Origin of the sequence: Pseudoalteromonas sp. APC 3691 (assembly GCF_030408135.1) — a bacterium.
Lineage (GTDB): Bacteria > Pseudomonadota > Gammaproteobacteria > Enterobacterales > Alteromonadaceae > Pseudoalteromonas.
Genome location: NZ_JASDCB010000001.1, coordinates 159337 through 177105 on the forward strand (window position 1 = coordinate 159337; position 17769 = coordinate 177105).

Annotated in this window: 15 protein-coding genes; all 15 read left to right on the forward strand. The window is 32.7% G+C overall.

The window, feature by feature from the left end:
- The first annotated feature begins 78 nt into the window (after window positions 1–78).
- The 15 genes from QL998_RS00645 (at window position 79) to QL998_RS00715 (ending at window position 17753) form a co-directional block, all read left to right on the forward strand.
- On the forward strand, window positions 79–1200 hold the full coding sequence (locus QL998_RS00645; RefSeq protein WP_290191924.1) for a hypothetical protein: 1122 nt from the start codon (window positions 79–81) through the stop codon (window positions 1198–1200).
- Window positions 1197–2045, forward strand: coding sequence for an endonuclease/exonuclease/phosphatase family protein (locus tag QL998_RS00650; RefSeq protein ID WP_290191925.1), 849 nt, complete (start codon window positions 1197–1199; stop codon window positions 2043–2045). The genes QL998_RS00645 and QL998_RS00650 overlap by 4 nt, the downstream gene beginning before the upstream one ends.
- Window positions 2045–3397 (forward strand): polysaccharide biosynthesis C-terminal domain-containing protein, encoded by a 1353-nt coding sequence (locus QL998_RS00655; protein WP_290191926.1) that lies wholly within the window; start codon window positions 2045–2047, stop codon window positions 3395–3397. The genes QL998_RS00650 and QL998_RS00655 overlap by 1 nt, the downstream gene beginning before the upstream one ends.
- 27 nt (window positions 3398–3424) lie before the next feature.
- Entirely contained in the window at window positions 3425–4354 is a 930-nt protein-coding gene (locus tag QL998_RS00660) for a glycosyltransferase family 2 protein (protein ID WP_290191927.1), read from the forward strand.
- Window positions 4351–5187 carry a glycosyltransferase gene (locus QL998_RS00665; RefSeq protein WP_290191928.1) on the forward strand — a complete coding sequence of 279 codons (837 nt, stop codon included), beginning with the start codon at window positions 4351–4353 and terminating at the stop codon, window positions 5185–5187. The genes QL998_RS00660 and QL998_RS00665 overlap by 4 nt, the downstream gene beginning before the upstream one ends.
- Window positions 5184–5636 (forward strand): hypothetical protein, encoded by a 453-nt coding sequence (locus tag QL998_RS00670; protein ID WP_290191929.1) that lies wholly within the window; start codon window positions 5184–5186, stop codon window positions 5634–5636. Before QL998_RS00665 ends, QL998_RS00670 begins: the two co-directional genes overlap by 4 nt.
- A complete protein-coding gene (locus QL998_RS00675; protein WP_290191930.1) occupies window positions 5633–6115 on the forward strand; it encodes a glycosyltransferase in 483 nt (160 codons plus the stop codon). The genes QL998_RS00670 and QL998_RS00675 overlap by 4 nt, the downstream gene beginning before the upstream one ends.
- A gap of 1049 nt (window positions 6116–7164) precedes the next feature.
- Window positions 7165–8565 (forward strand): undecaprenyl-phosphate glucose phosphotransferase, encoded by a 1401-nt coding sequence (locus QL998_RS00680; protein WP_290191931.1) that lies wholly within the window; start codon window positions 7165–7167, stop codon window positions 8563–8565.
- A gap of 15 nt (window positions 8566–8580) precedes the next feature.
- Window positions 8581–9768 carry an outer membrane beta-barrel protein gene (locus QL998_RS00685; protein ID WP_290191932.1) on the forward strand — a complete coding sequence of 396 codons (1188 nt, stop codon included), beginning with the start codon at window positions 8581–8583 and terminating at the stop codon, window positions 9766–9768.
- 8 nt (window positions 9769–9776) lie between these two features.
- The gene (locus tag QL998_RS00690) at window positions 9777–10292 is read left to right on the forward strand and encodes a polysaccharide biosynthesis/export family protein (RefSeq protein ID WP_149592171.1); all 516 of its coding nucleotides are present in this window, start codon (window positions 9777–9779) and stop codon (window positions 10290–10292) included.
- Window positions 10292–12466, forward strand: coding sequence for a polysaccharide biosynthesis tyrosine autokinase (locus QL998_RS00695; RefSeq protein ID WP_182197683.1), 2175 nt, complete (start codon window positions 10292–10294; stop codon window positions 12464–12466). Before QL998_RS00690 ends, QL998_RS00695 begins: the two co-directional genes overlap by 1 nt.
- Window positions 12432–13199, forward strand: coding sequence for a CpsB/CapC family capsule biosynthesis tyrosine phosphatase (locus QL998_RS00700; protein WP_259365803.1), 768 nt, complete (start codon window positions 12432–12434; stop codon window positions 13197–13199). The genes QL998_RS00695 and QL998_RS00700 overlap by 35 nt, the downstream gene beginning before the upstream one ends.
- A 22-nt stretch (window positions 13200–13221) precedes the next feature.
- The gene (locus QL998_RS00705; RefSeq protein ID WP_290191933.1) at window positions 13222–13887 is read left to right on the forward strand and encodes a VpsP family polysaccharide biosynthesis protein; all 666 of its coding nucleotides are present in this window, start codon (window positions 13222–13224) and stop codon (window positions 13885–13887) included.
- Window positions 13865–16003 carry an AAA family ATPase gene (locus tag QL998_RS00710; protein ID WP_290191934.1) on the forward strand — a complete coding sequence of 713 codons (2139 nt, stop codon included), beginning with the start codon at window positions 13865–13867 and terminating at the stop codon, window positions 16001–16003. Before QL998_RS00705 ends, QL998_RS00710 begins: the two co-directional genes overlap by 23 nt.
- 1 nt (window position 16004) lies before the next feature.
- Window positions 16005–17753 (forward strand): hypothetical protein, encoded by a 1749-nt coding sequence (locus QL998_RS00715; RefSeq protein ID WP_290191935.1) that lies wholly within the window; start codon window positions 16005–16007, stop codon window positions 17751–17753.
- Window positions 17754–17769 lie beyond the last annotated feature (16 nt).

Consider the following 17769-nt stretch of genomic DNA (forward strand, 5'->3'; position numbering starts at 1 on the left):
ACATATATATATATGTTAATGTATATATTCTCTATTCTCATTCCGATGGAAGCATATTTCAACGTTGGAAATGTTAGGGTGGAGTTATATAGAATTTTACTTTTGTTAGTTACGCCATATGTTTTTATTAATTTGAATAAAAATAAGCTAATAGGTCTTAAAGAAAAGTTGTTGTTTGTTTTTTGTATTTATGTGGGTGTGAGCTTCTATATAAATCATGGCTTTGTAAAAATAGAATCTGGAATTATAAATTTTTTGGAAGTGTTTATTGGTTATGGCTTAGGTTTACTGCTGTTAGGTGATAAAAACGTTTTTAAAAATGTTTTCAAAGTCTTTTTAATTGTTTTTTTAACTTTAATTCCTTTTGCAGTATATGAAGCTATTGATGGAGTAAGGTTTTTACATATAATTGCAGCTGATATATTTGGTAATCCTGTTGTAGAGGAATTAGGTGATTCATATTTTCGCCATGGAATACATAGAGCAAGTACATTATTTTCACACCCTATCCTATATTCAATATGTGGGGTTATGTTATTCCCTATATTATTTATTTATTTTAGACCTTTGAAAGCTGTTGTTATGGGAGCTGGTATACTTGTTGCTATGATTACATCAGTAACTTCAGCAGGTTTTTTAATGATAGCATTTCAATTCAGCTTATATTTATTAAAAAGACTATCTTTTTATATTGATAAAATATATAAAATTATTTTCATTACAATGATTCTTTTATATGTATTCTTGGTGATAAGTTCTAACAGAGGCCCTATTTTAATTTTAATACAAACACTTGCCTTAAATCCTGCCACAGCTTATGCGCGATATCAACAATGGCAATTTTCTATTGATGATATTTCAAGTAATCCATTTTTTGGTATTGGCTTTCATAACTGGTCAAGACCATTTTGGATGTCTAGTAGTGTGGATAGTTTTTGGCTTAATACCACTTTAATTAGTGGTTACCCCTCATTGATTTTATTGTTAAGTTTCTTTTTTCTGTCTCTAAAAGAACATTGGAGTAAAAAAGATAATAAAAGTAATGGGCATTATCACTTTGCATTTTTTTGTTCTATCTCTTCAATTTTATTTGCAGGTTTAACAGTTGATTTTTTTGATCGTGCTCAATTAATGGTTTTTTTTATTATGGGTATTTATAATTCATTTTTATTAAATTTAAATAAGGAAACTAAAAAGTGATTGATAATGGGTTAATCTATGAGTTATATTTTTTGTTTTTCGATTACTTTTTTTTATTAATTTTAACATTAATCACTTCTTACTTATTTTATAAAAATAAATTTAAATTTTCTTTATTATTTGGTGTGTTCTCAATTTCTGTATTTATAAATTTTTTTTATGGATTTCAAGATCATCATTCTGTTGATAAAAAAATCACAGCTATTACTTTTTCTTTACGGTCTAATAGCGAAAATAAAATTCAAGATATTGGCAAGGTAATCAGAGATTATTCTCCCGATATACTTTTCCTTCAAGAAATAAATAAAGGAGATGAATTTAAAGATAGTATTGTAATTAACTTTCCTAATTATACATTTGTTTCAAATGATAATAAAAGTACTGCACTAATGACTTTATACCCAGTAAATAGAGTAGAGTTTATCGGTAATATTCAAAAGGTTTCTTTAGAGATAAAAGGTGAAGATGTTATTTCTTACAATTTCCATGCTCCTAAATTCTTTTTAAATTACATGAATTTTCACAGGTTTTATAATTCATTATTAGTTGATATAAATAGCAAAGAAAATGAAAGAGTTATAGTTGCAGGTGACTTTAATTTAATAAGAAATAATACACCAAGAAAAAAAATAGAGTCAGAATTAAATTTTAAAGGAGCATTATCTCATTTTGGCTCAGGTTCAATCAGTACATTCCCCGGACCTGGACACAAATTAGGTTTTTTTGGATCTTTTTTTTCAATAGATGAGATTTATGTTAAAGGTATAAAAATATCATTTGGTAGTACTATTGATTTTAATAGTTCTAGTGATCATAAGCCAGTTGTTGCTTATTTGGAATTATAATGATTAATATAAAAAGTATATATAAAAACAAATCTTTTGCAGCTATATTTTCTAAAGTTACATCAGCTTTTTTTACTTTTCTATTTTTATTTTTTATTACAAAGTCTATTTCTACACATGAAGCGGGAGTTTTTTTATATAGCTATTCAATTATGATGGTTTTAGTTCAATTAGCTAGGGCCGGGACTGATAACGTTATTATCAAACAACTTACAAAATATAAATGTGTTTTTTTTCACAAATATATAATGTTGAAAATTAGTTTTATTGTTATATTAATTTCACTTTTTCTAAGTTTTTCACTGATAGTAATTATTTATTTTGGTGGGTTTCCTATATATAATAATATTTCATCGATAAAAATTATACTTATCTTTTTAGTCGTTTCACTTCTTTTTTCATTTATGCAAGTGTTAGCATCATATTTTCAAAGCCAACTACTAATCTACAGTCAATATTGGAGCTTAGGTATTGGTGTAAGCTTTGCTGGTTGTATTTCTTGCTTGATAACATATTATTATAAGTTGGACGTACTAAAACTAAGCTTAATTTTTTTATTAATGTGTAGTTTAGTAATGCTCACTTCTATTGTGACTTTTTTTAAGTACATTAAATCTATACCTATTTATGATAAAAAACATAGAATAAAAAAATTAGATTCTATAGGTATTTTAAAATACACAATTCCATTTTCTTCTATAGCATTAATTATGATTATTATCCAACAAGGAGGTGCGCTACTTTCAGGTTTTTGGCTCAATGAAGAGCAACTTGCATTGATTTCAGTTGCATTCAGGATCTCAACTTTGGTCGGTTTCTTGTTCGTAGCATTTTGTGCATTATTAGCTCCAAGAATTTCATCTCATTTTGAAGATGGAAATATTTCAGACATACATGACAAATCTATAAAGCAAGTTGCAATATCAAATTTATTTTCAATTAGCTTATTCATATTTTTTATTTTCTTTGGCGATTTAGTTTTAAACTTATTTGGTGAAAGGTATGTAGCAAGTTATCCAGAGTTATTAATTTTTTCATTTTGTTGGGTTATAAGAAGTTATGTTGGTCCAGTTGGCACTATTTTAACTATGACAAATCATTTAAAGGAGTTGCGTAAAAACCTTTATTTTTCAGCTTTAGTGATTTTGATTTCTTCCATAATTTTAATTCCTAAATACGGATCACTTGGGGCTGCAATTTCTTCCTTAGTGGGAAGTGTGACTATGTGTTTAGCGAATTCAATAAGTGTGAAAAAAGAACTGAATATTTCGTTTTATAATTTTAAAAGCTTGAAAAATCAAATTTATTATTTGGTAAAAGTATTTAAACTTAAAATAGAAGATAACCTGTAGAGCAAAGCCATAAAAGGAGATAGAAAAATGGAATTAATTACAATTATCATAGTTTGTTATAACTGTGGCGAAGATATAATTAATGTAATGAAGGATATACAAAAAAGTAATTATAATTTATCGGATTTACAAATTATAATTGTAGATAATAACTCGCAAGATGCTTCTTTATCTTTATTTGGTAATTTTAATGAAGTAGAGTTTTCAGTTATAAAATCAAAAGAAAACATCGGTTTTGGTAGAGGGTGTAATTTGGCTTTACCCATGATTAAAGGGAATAAGACTCTTTTTCTTAACCCTGATGTGAAACTTAGCTCAGATAGTCTCAAAAATTTATTTGATTTTTCTAACCTTTACCCCTCTTCGAAAGTTTGGGGAGGGCAAACTATTAATCTTCAAGGAGAGAATGATGGCCAAAATGCCTGGAGAGAGCCAAGTTTGATAGGTGTTTTAAGCTGGGCTTTTTTTGGCGATATTTTTTTGAAGAAGTTATCACTTAGAATCCCAGATGCCTATACTTCTACTGAAATACAAAAGTCACCATATGTAGATTCTATATCAGGTTGTTTTTTACTAATGGATACTGAACTTTTCAAACAACTTGAAGGCTTTGATGAACGATTTTTTATGTATAGTGAAGAGGTTGATTTATGTCGACGTGCTAGATCTTTAGGTGCTAAGCCTATGTCTACAGATAAAGCTGTAATCCTACATGAAGGAAGTAAAACAATAACATCAAGGAATAAATTAAACTTTTTGTATCATTCTAAACTAAAATACTGCAAAAAGTATTGGAGTCCAATTTCTTATTATACTGCTCGGGCTTGTCTTTTTTTAGGTTCTGTACTTAGAGGTACGCTCTTTAGTTTATTTTCATTCAACGAAAATAAACGAGCTGAAGCTAAGATATGGTGGGAGTTTTGCTCCCGTCAATTGAAATGGAAAATCGAAAAATGAGTGTTTTACCAGCTATTATTATACCTGCTTATAACGAGCGCAGTGTAATAGCCCGTACTTTAAAACCACTTTATCAGGGTGTAAAAGAGGGGAAATATACAATTACAGTTGCTGTAAATGGTAGTAACGATGGTTCTGTAGATTTTATTCGTAATGAATTTCCTGCCGTGTGTTGTTTAGATATTGAACTTGGATCAAAGACCAACGCAATAAATGTTGCCGAAAAATCCAATGTTGGTTTTCCTCGTATCTATATGGATGCTGACGTTGTAGTTAATTATGACGGGCTTCTGTCTCTAATAAATACTTTGGAATCTTCGGTATCACCTTTGTTAGTTTCTCCTAAAGCAATTATGGAATTTAGTAGTTCTAGCATATTTGTAAAAGCTTTTTATCGAGCTTGGTTTAAAACTAAATTCTATTCTTCACAAGGGTTTGGTAGCGGTGTATATGGTTTAAATAAGCAAGCTAGGGCATGTTTTAAATTCTTTCCTGATGTGATTGCTGATGATGGGTTTATAAGAGAAGTCGTGCCTGTTTCAAAGCAGCAGGTTGATACTAATTGTACATCTATGGTTACTGCACCAAAAAAAATCGGTGATTTAATTAAAATTAAAACACGGAGTAAGCTTGGTAATATTGAGCTTAAGAATAAGTCTCTAGTTATTAATAAAAACTTACCATCAAAGCGCTTCGTTTCAATGCCAACCTTTTTTGAATTTATGGTTTATGGTCTAGTAAATTTAATAGCAACGAAATTGGCGAATAAAAAATATAAATCTTTAGAAAGATACCAATGGCAAAAAGATGAATCATCAAGGAATGTGGAATGAAAAAAAAATTAGTGATGGCAATAGCTTCTCGAGGTGGTCATTGGATTCAGTTAAATCGATTATCAGCGGTTTGGGAAGAGCAAGATGTTATTTTTATAACTAATGACCCATCGCTTGAAAGTCATGTTGGTAATGCTAAATTTGAAACTGTTATTGATGCTAATATGGATCAAAAGTTGAAATTAGTTTTTCTAGCTGCCCAGACTTTTTTTAAAGTTTTGAAACATCGACCAGATGTAATTATAAGTACAGGTGCCGCACCTGGTTTCTTTGCTTTAATTTGGGGGAAATTAATTGGCGCTAAAACTGTTTGGGTCGATTCTGTAGCAAATGCGGATGAGTTATCTTTAGCAGGAAAAAAAGTATCAAAGGTTGCAGATGTTTGGCTTACGCAATGGCCTGAAGTAGCAAAAGAAGATGGTCCTTTATACAAAGGGAGAGTATTTTGATTTTTGTAACTGTAGGTACACAGCTTTCATTTGATCGACTTGTTAAACAAGCTGAAAATTGGGCGCTTGAAAATAACTATACAGATATAGTTTTTCAAGTGGGTAGCAAAGGCTATAAACCTCTTACAGGTAGGTCGTTTGAATTTATATCAGGAAAAGAAGCTGATGATTATTTTAATGAGGCATCGGTAGTTATTGGCCATGCAGGTATGGGAACTATTTTATCTTGTTTAAGTGAAGGAAAGCCTTTAGTTGTTATGCCTAGACTTTATACATTAAATGAACATCGAAATGACCATCAGTTGGCAACATATACTAAATTAAAATATTTAGATGGTTTATTTCCTGCAGATGATGAGTTAACGCTCAATAACGCGATTAATGATGCACTTAAGAGTAATTCAAAAAGCCACGCATTTAATAGTAGGGCCCCAGTTGAAATAACTGACTATATTAAAAGCCGTATTTATTCGTTTTAAGATGGGAGATTGCCAGCGCAGAAATCTCTTTACTAGGTTTATGTAACTGCTGCTCCCTAATTTAATCAAGTTAACATACCTTTTTTTATTAATTCCAGAGATTATAAAATTATCTCAATATTATACTTAAGCTCGATATTTTCACCCAAATTTGTATACAAATAGCATAACATTTCTTTCTTATTGGGTGGCCAAATTAACTATGCCACTACACATATCTTTATTTAGCTTTGAGTTGATTAAATACAATGCGCCTCAGTGTAGCAAATACAGGCACTCCACCTTTGTATCAATTTTGCACATGCTTTCTCTCTAGTGGATTATCATTAGCTAAATTTTAAATATCCTCCGAGCCTTAGCATTCAGACAAAACGTGCTGACGGCTAAGAATAAGATATCAAATAGTTTATGAACCTGTTTACATTTTTGGTGAGGGTCATTGATTGATTTTAAATATTTAAATAGCTGAATATCAGACATAGATATACTTCTTAAAAAGAAGTATAAATTCATAATTTTAAGTCAAGATAAAGCTCGTGAACTCGTTCTATCTTTATGTTCTATTTAAAGAATCCCAGCACTACTGTATTTCATGTTTTTTTTCGCAGATTAATTACAATCATAGATTAGTAGATTTTCTGTTTTCTTTAAAGATTTTGTTACGTGTATTTTTAATGAGAAGGGATTATTTAAATTATGATTATGTCTATAGTTATAAAATTTTAAGGCCGTGAGTAGATTCATTTAAATATAAAAATAATAAGAATAAAAAAGATAAACTAAACAAAATTAAACTCGTTTAATTTTGTTTAGTTTATCTTTTCTTTGTATGTAAATGTTTATTTTTTTTAGGCTTTTCCTCTGATTTTCTCAGCGTATTGGTTGAGTTTTTTATGAGTTTCTAATGTTATTTGTCTAGGTTTTTAATGGTGTGACTTTTGTTTCATCAAGGTGAGTTTAAATGGAGCTTTTCTTGTCTTTTTTTAGTCTTCTATTATCTATTATATAAGGTTATTCTAACTGCATATTTAATTTGGCAAGGAGGCTTTATGATTACATCTAGGACGTTTAAAATCGGTGGAAACTCTACTGCTGATTTATACCGATTTTCAGATATTTTCACACTTATAAGCAGTTTATATGTAGCTGGCTTTATTTATGGGACTAGCATATCAAATAGTTATATTACAGTATTGCTTGTTGTAACCCTTAGTTATTTATATACCGCAGAAACTCTTGGACTTTATCGCTCTTGGAGAGCAGGTAAATTGAGTAGTATGGTAGTGACTGCTTGGCTTAGTTTAGCAAGTGCCTTTGTCCTATTATTTATTGTGGCTTTTGCCTTAAAATTTACAGAAGAACTTTCTAGAGTAACTCTTTCATTATGGTTTGCATTATCATTTGTTTGGTTATTTACATCTAGAGAGTTAGTTAGGCTTTATAAAGTTAACCGCCGTAAATTAGGTTTAAATATTAGTAAGGTTGCGATAGTAGGAGCTACAGAAGCTGGGGCAAACCTTTATCAACAAATAGCTGAAAATGATGAACTAGGTTACGAGTTTGTTGGCTTTTTCGAAGATAGGAAGCCTGAAAGGCTATTTAAAGATATGGATTTTAATATTGAAGGCATGATTGATAGTGCAGTACAGCATGCTAGGAATGGTCAAATTGATGTTTTGTTTATTGCTTTACCTTTAAAAGCAGAAAAACGAATTGCGGATATTTTACTTAAACTAGGTGATACGACTGTAGATGTGCATTTTATTCCAGATTTTTTACTATCTAATTTAGTTCATGCTCGAATTGAGCATATCGGAAATATTGATACCTTGAGTGTATTTGAGTCTCCTTACTTGGGTGCACGACAATGGGTTAAACGAACAGAAGACATTATTCTTGCTTCTATTATCCTTTTGTTAATATCACCATTGTTACTTCTTATTTCGCTCGCTATTAAGTTTACCTCTGAAGGCCCTGTTCTTTTTAAACAGCATAGATATGGCTTGGCGGGCCAAAAAATAAAAGTATGGAAATTTCGCTCTATGCGTGTGATGGAGGATAATTCAGTTGTTACTCAAGCTACTAAATTTGATCCAAGGGTTACTGCATTTGGTGGTTTTTTGAGACGCACAAGTTTAGACGAACTACCTCAGTTCTTTAATGTTTTATTCGGCGAAATGTCAATTGTAGGCCCAAGACCACATGCTGTTGCACATAATGAAGAGTATAGAAAAAAAGTGGAATTTTATATGCTTCGTCATAAAGTCAAACCTGGAATTACAGGTTGGGCTCAGATAAATGGCTGGCGCGGAGAAACAGATACGTTAGAAAAAATGGAAAAGCGAGTTGAGTATGACTTGCAATATATTAAAAACTGGTCACTTATATTTGACCTTAAAATAGTTTATATGACTATTTTTAAGGGCTTTGTAAGCAAAAACGCTTATTAGGGTTAAGGGATTAAAATGAAATTTAAAAATAGTACTTCTATCACTTTATTAGCTGTCTTTTTTTCGTGCAATGTTTCTGCATTAGAACCTGCTTCAATCAAAACGGAATCAGGTGTTGATATAACACCTCTATTAGAAAGTAAGTATGAATACGATAATAATATATTTAATAGCTCTAGCAATGAAAAATCGAGTACTAAGCTAGTCGTTAAGCCTTCTGTAAATTTCCAAATGATTGATGCACTCAATACTTTTTCAATGGGTACATATGTTGAAAGTGGTACTTACTTTTCTAGTTCGGATGATAATTATTTAGATGGTGGTTTTGAGGCTGCGACTCATTTAGAGCCTTCATCTCGTGATCGTTTTGATTTTAAATACGAATATGATTTTAAAACTGAACAACGTGGTACGGGTGTATCTGAAGGGCTATTAAATTTACTTGATGATCCTAGTGAGTTTAGAGAGCAAAATGCAGATTTACGCTATGAATTTGGAGGGATTACTTCTTCACGTTTTGCTTTGCTAGCAAATTATCAAGATATTCGATTTACCAATAATCGTAACCTAACACAGTATAGAGACTTCGATGAAAGACTCCTCGGGGGGCAATTTCTATATGCATTAAGTGCTTTAACTGATTTAACGCTAGATGCTTCATATACCGGCATTAGGTATGACTTAATTGACGAGTCTGGAGTAACTAGAGACTCAAATGTTAAAGAGCTGTTGGTCGGTGTACGCTGGGAAGCAACGGCATTAACGACGGGTGTTGCAAAAATAGGTTATCAAAATAAGTCATTTAAAGCGTTTGAGCGAGGTGATTTTAATGGGGTAAGCTGGTTAGTTGAAGCACAGTGGGCTCCTTTAAGCTATTCAACTTTTAGGTTTACATCTCAAGCTGGTGCTGTTGACCCTGATACATTTGGTGATTATATAGATCAGAAAGGTGTTTCTTTGGGGTGGGAGCACACTTGGAGTTCTTTAGTGAGTACTAGTGCTGTATATAGCTACACAAACGACGATTTTTCAGGTGTCGAACGTGAAGACGACTCTCAAGAACTTGTATTGTCAGTTATTCACAATACCGCACGCTGGTTAGAAACGAGCATGTATTATACTTATCAGGATAAAGACTCAAATCTTGCGCTATTTAAGTTTGATAAGTCGATTGTTGGTATTAATTTTAAAGTCTCAATGTAAGGAAAAACATGAAACATTTTTGTTTTTTAATAGTATTTTTTTTCACTAATACCATTTTAGCTAATGAAATAAATTACTTATTAGATACAGGCGATACTATTCAAATCAAGGTTTATGGAGAAGAAGCACTATCATTAGAAACTAAAATAGGGCGTTCAGGTAAACTAAACTATCCTTTTTTGGGTGAAATAAAAATAAGTGGATTAACAGAAAAAGCCCTACAACAAAAAATATATAAAGGGCTTAAAGGCGATTACTTAATAGAGCCAACAGTGTATGTGACTGTTGTTCAATATCGTCCATTCTTTATTCATGGTGAGGTTCGTCTGCCAGGTAGCTATTCTTATCAACCCGGTATGACAGTAAATCAAGCGGTTGCTATAGCTGGCGGGTTTACTGAAAGGGCTTCAAAAGAAAAAATATTTATTTTTAAAGAAAAAAACAAGTCAAAACAAATTAATGCAACATTAGATTCAATAGTACAAGCTGGTGATACAGTAACTGTTGAACAGAGGTTTTTTTAATGAATACAAGTAGTAACACATTCTTAGAAACAAACAATACACTTGATTTAAAACGTTACCTTCATGCATGTATGGAGTATAAGTGGCGGTTAATATTTATTTCTTCATTAATATCAGTGATAGCTGCTTTTGTTGTAATGCAAATTAAACCAACTTACGAATCAACAGCAACATTGTTAATAGAGCCAGAACAAAAAAATGTTGTTTCGATAGATGAAATGTATGGTTTTAACACCGCTAAACGAGAATTTTACAGCACGCAATTTGAAATACTACAATCGAAATATATTGCTGAAGCCGTTATAGAAAAGCTGAACTTAATAAAACACCCTGAATTTAACGATGAAGAAAATAACCTATTTGGTTTGAAAGCTCTTTTTTCATCTTTTTTTGGTGAGGGTGGTACAGACGATGAGCTGGATTTAGAATATAAAATGGCACATTTGATTAATGATTTTAGGCAGAGGTTATCTGTCAAGCCAATTCAAGGTACCCAATTAGTGCATATTACTTATCAGGCCTCTGATAGAAAGCTTGCTGCAAAAATTGCGAATGCTATTGGTGAAGTCTATATAGAGACTCATTTAGAAGCTAAATTAGGTGTAACTCGAAGAGCAAGTGCTTGGATGAGTGAAAAAATGGCTGGACTTACAAAACAGTTAGAGCGTTCAGAAACGGCATTTGAAAGTTTTCGTCAAAAAAATAATATTGTAGATATTGATAGTGCTGTTTTGAGAATTGATAGTGAGCTTGAAAAAACTCAAGCTACACTGGCGATTGCTGAAAGTGATAAAAGTAAAGTTGATAGTATTCTTGAATTAATAAATAGGTTTGGTAAATCTGATTTTGAAAACCTTAAATCACTCCCTGAAATTATTAGTCATAGCTCTATTTCAGAAGGGCGGGTGCTTTTAGAAACGGCTGAACTAAAATTTGCTGAATTATCTAAAATATATGGTCCAAAACACCCTAAATTAATAGCAGCATCTGAAGAGCTAGATATGAGAGTTGAGCAGGTAAATGCACAAATTCAATCATTAATATCAGGGATTGAGAAAGAGTCCTATACGGCTGCCCAACGTGTAAAAAGATACAGAAAAGAGCTTTCTGATATCCGTAGTAAATATAGTGATATTACTGGTTTAGATACCAAATATACGGCTCTTAAAATTGAACTTGATACGAATCGTAATTTGTATAACACATTTTTAGAACGCTCTCGAGAAACCGAAGCTACTAGCGATTATAAAGCTAGTCCAGCTCATTTTACTGGCGTAGCAGCTGCTAGCCTTTATCCTGTTAAGCCCAATAAGAAAATGATAGTAGCTGGAGCGTTTTTCTTAAGTCTTATGTTTTTTGTTGGTCTAGTTATTTTATTTGAAATGCTTGATGACACAATAAAAAGCCCTAGTGATATTGAAAGTAAGTTATCTATGCGTATGTTAGGTATGATCCCGCTTTCAAAAAATACAGCTCTCGATATTCGTACTTTTTTTGATAAAGAACAGCAGCAGTTTTCTGAAGCGGTTAGAACATTAAGGACTGGGGTTGTCTTATCGCAAATGGATGCTGAAAATAATAAAGTTATAGAAGTTACGTCTTCAATACCGGGTGAAGGTAAAACAACCACTTCTATCAATTTAGCTTTTTCGCTTGGTCAAATTGAGAAAGTATTACTAATTGATGCCGATATGCGTAAACCTAGTATATGTAAGCGCTTTGATATGCCAACTTATCATCCAGGCCTTTCAAACTTTATAGCCGGAACAGACACACTTGAAAATTGTTTATATCAAGATGAGCAAAGCGGGATAACAGTAATGCCATGTGGCCAATTACCACCTAATCCCTTAGAGCTTTTATCTAGTAACAAATTTAGTAAAGTAATAGAACAATTAAAAGAGAAATTTGACCGGATCATAATAGATACAGCACCTATTCAAGCTGTAAGTGACTCTTTAATGATTTCTAAAAGTGTAGATAGTGTAATTTATGTTGTTAAAAGTGACGATACACATTTATCAATAATAAAAAATGGAATTGGTAGATTACTACAAGATAAAGCTAAGTTAGCAGGAGTTGTATTAAACCATGTTGATACTGATAAGGTAGCTAAAACACAAGGCTACAATGGTTACTATGACTATTATTCTTATGGAAAGAAAAACACTTAACATGATAGATATTCATAGCCATATTATTCCTGGCATTGATGATGGGGCAAGAGATGAGGCAGAGACCTTGTCTCTTTTGCGTATGGCTCAAGATGACGGTACTACGCATATAGTAGCCACACCACATATAAATATAGGGCGTTTTGATAATGACCAAGCGTGCATTATGGATGGACTTGCTCTTTTAAAAAAAATTATAAATGAGAATAATCTAACGATTCAAGTTGCGGCTGCTTGCGAGCTCAGAATTGATGTGGAGCTCATGATTAAGCTCAAAGCCGGTCTCATACCTGCGCTTGGTGTTTTAAAAGGGTTAAAAACGGTATTATTAGAATTTCCGCATAGCCATATTCCTCCGGGATCTGATAATTTTATTAAGTGGCTATTTAATAACGGATATAGACCTATAATAGCCCATCCTGAGAGAAATAGAGATCTGTTAAGATCTCCCTCACTGCTGGCTCCTTTTCTACGTTTAGGATGTTTAACGCAGGTTACTGCAGGAAGTATAATGGGTAATTTTGGCCCTGAAGTTAAGGCTTTTTCATTTGAACTATTAAAACAAAATAAAGTAACAGTCGTTGCAAGCGATGCACATAATATAAAAAGAAGACCGCCAATTTTATCTGAGGCATATAATTTTGTTGCTCATGAGTTTGGAGAAAATAAGGCAATAAAGCTCTTCAAACATAACCCACAAGCAATAACACAGACTCTATTTAATGAAAACTAATATTGTTTTTTCAGTTTTAAAAATGAGTATTGGACTCCTATGTTTATACCTAATTGTTATAGCTTTTCGGTGGGGGGTTGCTAATGTTTACTATTTTCAAGCCAATTCATTTATTGATGAGTGGAATTATGAACGTAATTCACTTACGCAAACTAGCTATAAAAAAGCGAATAGTCTAATAAAAAAAGCACTTTATTATCACCCTGATCATAATCATTATGTTCATACCTACGGACGGATAATGCATTGGGGAGTAATTGCTGGGGTAGAAACAGTTTCAAACTATCAAGATGTAAAAAGTATTTACTTAGAGGCGACGATTTCAAGGCCTAATTGGTCTGAAACATGGACTGATTTAGCTGCTCTTAATGCTTATTTATATGGCTTAACTGATGAAACTCGTGAATACATAGCTAAAGCACGTGCTACAGGACATTTTACAGAGCATGTTATGTATACTGTAAGCCAAATTTATTTAGATAATTGGGATTACTTAAGTAACGAGGATATGCGTAATTATCTTCAAATTATTAATGACAGTTATTTAAAAGAATATCGATTAAGACAGCAATTAGAACTTGCTAAGGATTACAACAAAGACAAAATGATTTGTGGCCTAATTAGTTCATCATCTCAAGCTAACGATAAAAGTATTCAAAGAGTGAGTGAACAATATTGTAGCGAATAAAAGTAATGAGTCAGTTTTTTTGTTAAAAGGTTATGCAGGTACAGGTAAAACCTTCATTACTGAAGGACTAACGCAATACCTGAATGCGATTGGTCGACAATTTGAATTGATGGCTCCTACTGGCAAAGCAGCAAAGGTAATTAGTGATAAAACAGGCCAAGCTGCGTCCACTATTCACCGTGTTATTTATAACTATGAAAACGTTAAAGAATATAAATTAGAGGGGATAGAAGAGTCTGAAACGTTTCGGTGCTATGCCGAAATAAAAGTTAATCAGAGTACATCTGAGGCTGTATACATTATTGATGAATCATCGATGTTGTCTGATACCTATTCTGATTCAGAGTTCTTTCGTTTTGGCTCAGGTTATTTATTAAAAGATTTACTTAACTACATTAACCTTGATCATAACGATCATCAGAAAAAAGTCATATTTATTGGTGATAATGCACAGTTGCCGCCAGTAGGTATGGGCTTTTCACCTGCATTAAGTAAGCGGTATTTATTTGATAAATACCAGTTAGCATCAAAAGAGTGTGAATTGTCTGAGGTGGTTAGGCAAAAAGCTGAAAGCGGCGTAATGAATAATGCGCGAATTTTACGTGAAGCTATGCACGCAAACTTATTTAATAAACTTGAGTTTCAAGTTAATAGCCTAGATGTACAGGCGCTAACATCGGATGTTTTGCTCAATACCTTTTTGAAAGTTTGTAACAATAAGATATCAAATACTAAAAACGCTATTTTAATTGCGTCTTCTAATGCTCAAGTAAGCCAATATAATAGGGTGGTGAGAGAACACTTTTTCCCATCTCAGCTGCAAGTGGTTTCAGGCGATAAAATTATTTCGGTTGCCAATCATTATATAAATCAGAAGGTCATTGCCAATGGTGAATTTGGCATGGTAAGGCAAGTTTTGTCTGCGCCTGAAATACGAAACGTTGTATTGCGTAAAAAAGGAGAAGACGGCGAAACCATTACCATTAGTGTCGAACTGCAATTTAGGGATGTTGAACTTGGTTTTAGGGATGAATATGGGAACGCCAGCTTTTTTAGATCTAAAATTATAGAAAACTTACTTTATAGCGATGAGCCAGCCTTGAGTTCGGACGAGTACAAAGCGTTATATGTTGATTTTTGCAATCGCCATGCTGATTTACGCACAAAAGCTAAGCGCAATGAGTTTCGTATGGCTTTGTTATCTGACCCTTACTTTAACGCATTTAAAGTTAAATTTGGTTACGCAATTACGTGTCATAAAGCACAAGGTAGTGAATGGCAAAATGTATTTGTGAAATGCAGTTCTCACCTTAAAACACTGACCCCAGACTACTTTCGCTGGCTTTACACTGCAATAACTCGTACCTCGTCTCAGCTTTATGTTATTGACCCGCCTAACGTTACGCCTTGGGGTGGTGTTACAAAAGTAGGAGGTAACTCTTATAATCCAACACAAAAATCAACTGAAGTAAAAGTAGAGACAGCTGAATCAATTAGCAAAAGTAATGCTGCTGAAGGTAATAGCTTAGTTATTAATGATGAAAAGTTGGAACCAAACGTTATTATACCTGAAGGTAATGTGTTTTTAGCGCGGTTATTTGCAGAGGTTAAAAGTGCTTTGATTGGCACAAATGTAGAGATACAAAATATAACTCATAACCAGTATCAGGAAGTGTATTTATTTCAGCTTGCTGAAGAGTATGCTACTGCACGTATTGTTTATAATTCAAGACAAAAGATTAGCTCAATTGCATTTAATCAAGATAGCCCGTTGGATGAGTTAATAAAAGCACGCCTTAACCATTTAGAGGGGATATTGATAAGTGGGTATACGGATACCAAGCCTTCGCAGTTAGAGTTTCCTGAAGAGTTTTTGAAGGAATTTCATGAAAAATTATCAGAAGTATTTACGCTTAATGATATTTCTATTCCTGAAGTGAGAGCCAGAAGCTTTGCTCAGCGTTATTGTTTTCAAAAATTCAATGAGATTGCTGTAGTTGATATTTATTACAATGGCAAAAGCCAATTTACTAAATTTATGGGCCAGAAAAATCTTTCTAGCTCACTAGAGTTTTTAGACACAGTTGAAAACCTGATTGAAGAGGCGTTGAATTAAGATGGCCAGCATTAATCATGGGAGTAACACCTTAAACAACTCGGCATCATTCACAAGTAAAGATGTATTTGCCAAACGAAAAGCTGGCGATTTAGATGAGGCGTATCAAATAGGATTTAAATTGGTTCAATCTTTACCAAACGATGAATGGAACGTTAAAGCTTTAGGGTGGTGTTTGATTGATTTAGTAAAAAGAGAATCACAAGCCAACAATTTTGAAGCGGTAAATGTTTATCTTACTCAGCTAAATAATCTTTCGTTTGACCCAAGCGATAAAATGATAAATGACCAAATTGCTTTTGTTAATAACTTATCAAACCCAGCTAATAAAGAATTACAAAAAGCCAAAAAAGCCAGTAAAGACGGTCAACATCAGCTAGCTATAAACATCTACAGGCAAGTTCTTCATGAGCAGCCTGATAACCAAGAAATAATGATGAACATTGGTTGGGAGCTTTATAGATTAGCTAAGCTTCAATTTAACTCTGAAAACCTTAATGTATTTGCTGTTAAAAAATTACTTAATGATTATTTAAAACTTAATTGTGAAAAACCTTCGTTGTTACACTCTTTAGTACTAGGCGTTGCTGATAAATTAACCAAGGAAAATAACTTTAGTTTAGTGGGCTTTATTAAAGTATGGGGTATAGAGAACCTTCGTGATGAGGACTTTGAGGAATATTACGATATAAACACAGGTAAGGTATATCCGAGTTTAGCGGCTAAAGTTATACAACATGCGAGTAAACAAGCTATTGAACAGAGTGAACTTGATTTGTTATCTAAGATGTTGCCTCTGATTGATAGAGTTTTAGAGACATCAGAAGAGAAAATCTGGTTAGAATTAAATAAAGCTAGAGCATTAAATCTATTAGGTGATTATCAAAGTAGCTTTGAGCTTGCTGTGAATGTGGCCAAACAAAAGATTGGCGACTATTGGGTGTGGGAGTTATTAGGTGATATACAAATAAACTTAGATATTAATAAGGCGTTTAATTGTTATTGCCGTGCTTTATCATCCAATCCTGAAGAAAAATTTATTGCTAATTTAAGGTTGAAGCTGGCGCGTTTATTAACCGAAAAGGGAGATTTTTCTGCTGCTAAATATGAAGTGAACTCAGTTGTTGAAAGCAGAAATAAAGAGGGATGGGCCATACCTGAAAAAGTTAATGAGTTTTTGAATCAACCCTGGTTTGATGACGTTGTAGCCACCAAAAATAATGATGACTTATATAAAAAGTTTGCGAGCCAAGCTGAAGAAGTACTTTTCCAAAACTTGCCGTGGATAAAAGCAAACCTCGGTGGGGCATTTTCGTTACCTGATAAACCTAATAAAAAAAGAAGAAAAATATACCTTTATAATTCCGCCAACCAATTTCCAACAGAGATAACTCTACCAGAGCGCAGATTTCCTTTTAATAAATTTAGTGAAGGTACGCCTTTACAGTTTAAAGGCGAGTTAGATCCAACAACGAATCACTTTACTGCATTTCAATTTGAAGAAAGAGGTGGTTCCCATTGGGATGTTTTTTCTTTAGTTGTTGGTGTTGTTGATAATGTTAATGAAGATAAAAAATTAATACACGTGATATTTGATAGGGATGTAGACACTGTTATTCCTTTTTCTAGGTTGTCACAAAAGTATGAGGTGGGGGATTCAATTTCGGTCAAGTTATCTAAAAGTAAAACTAAGTATGGCATTAAATATTACTCTGTAGAAATTCCAGTACTAGTGAAGCTCCTAGCTTAAAAATTTTTAAACCATT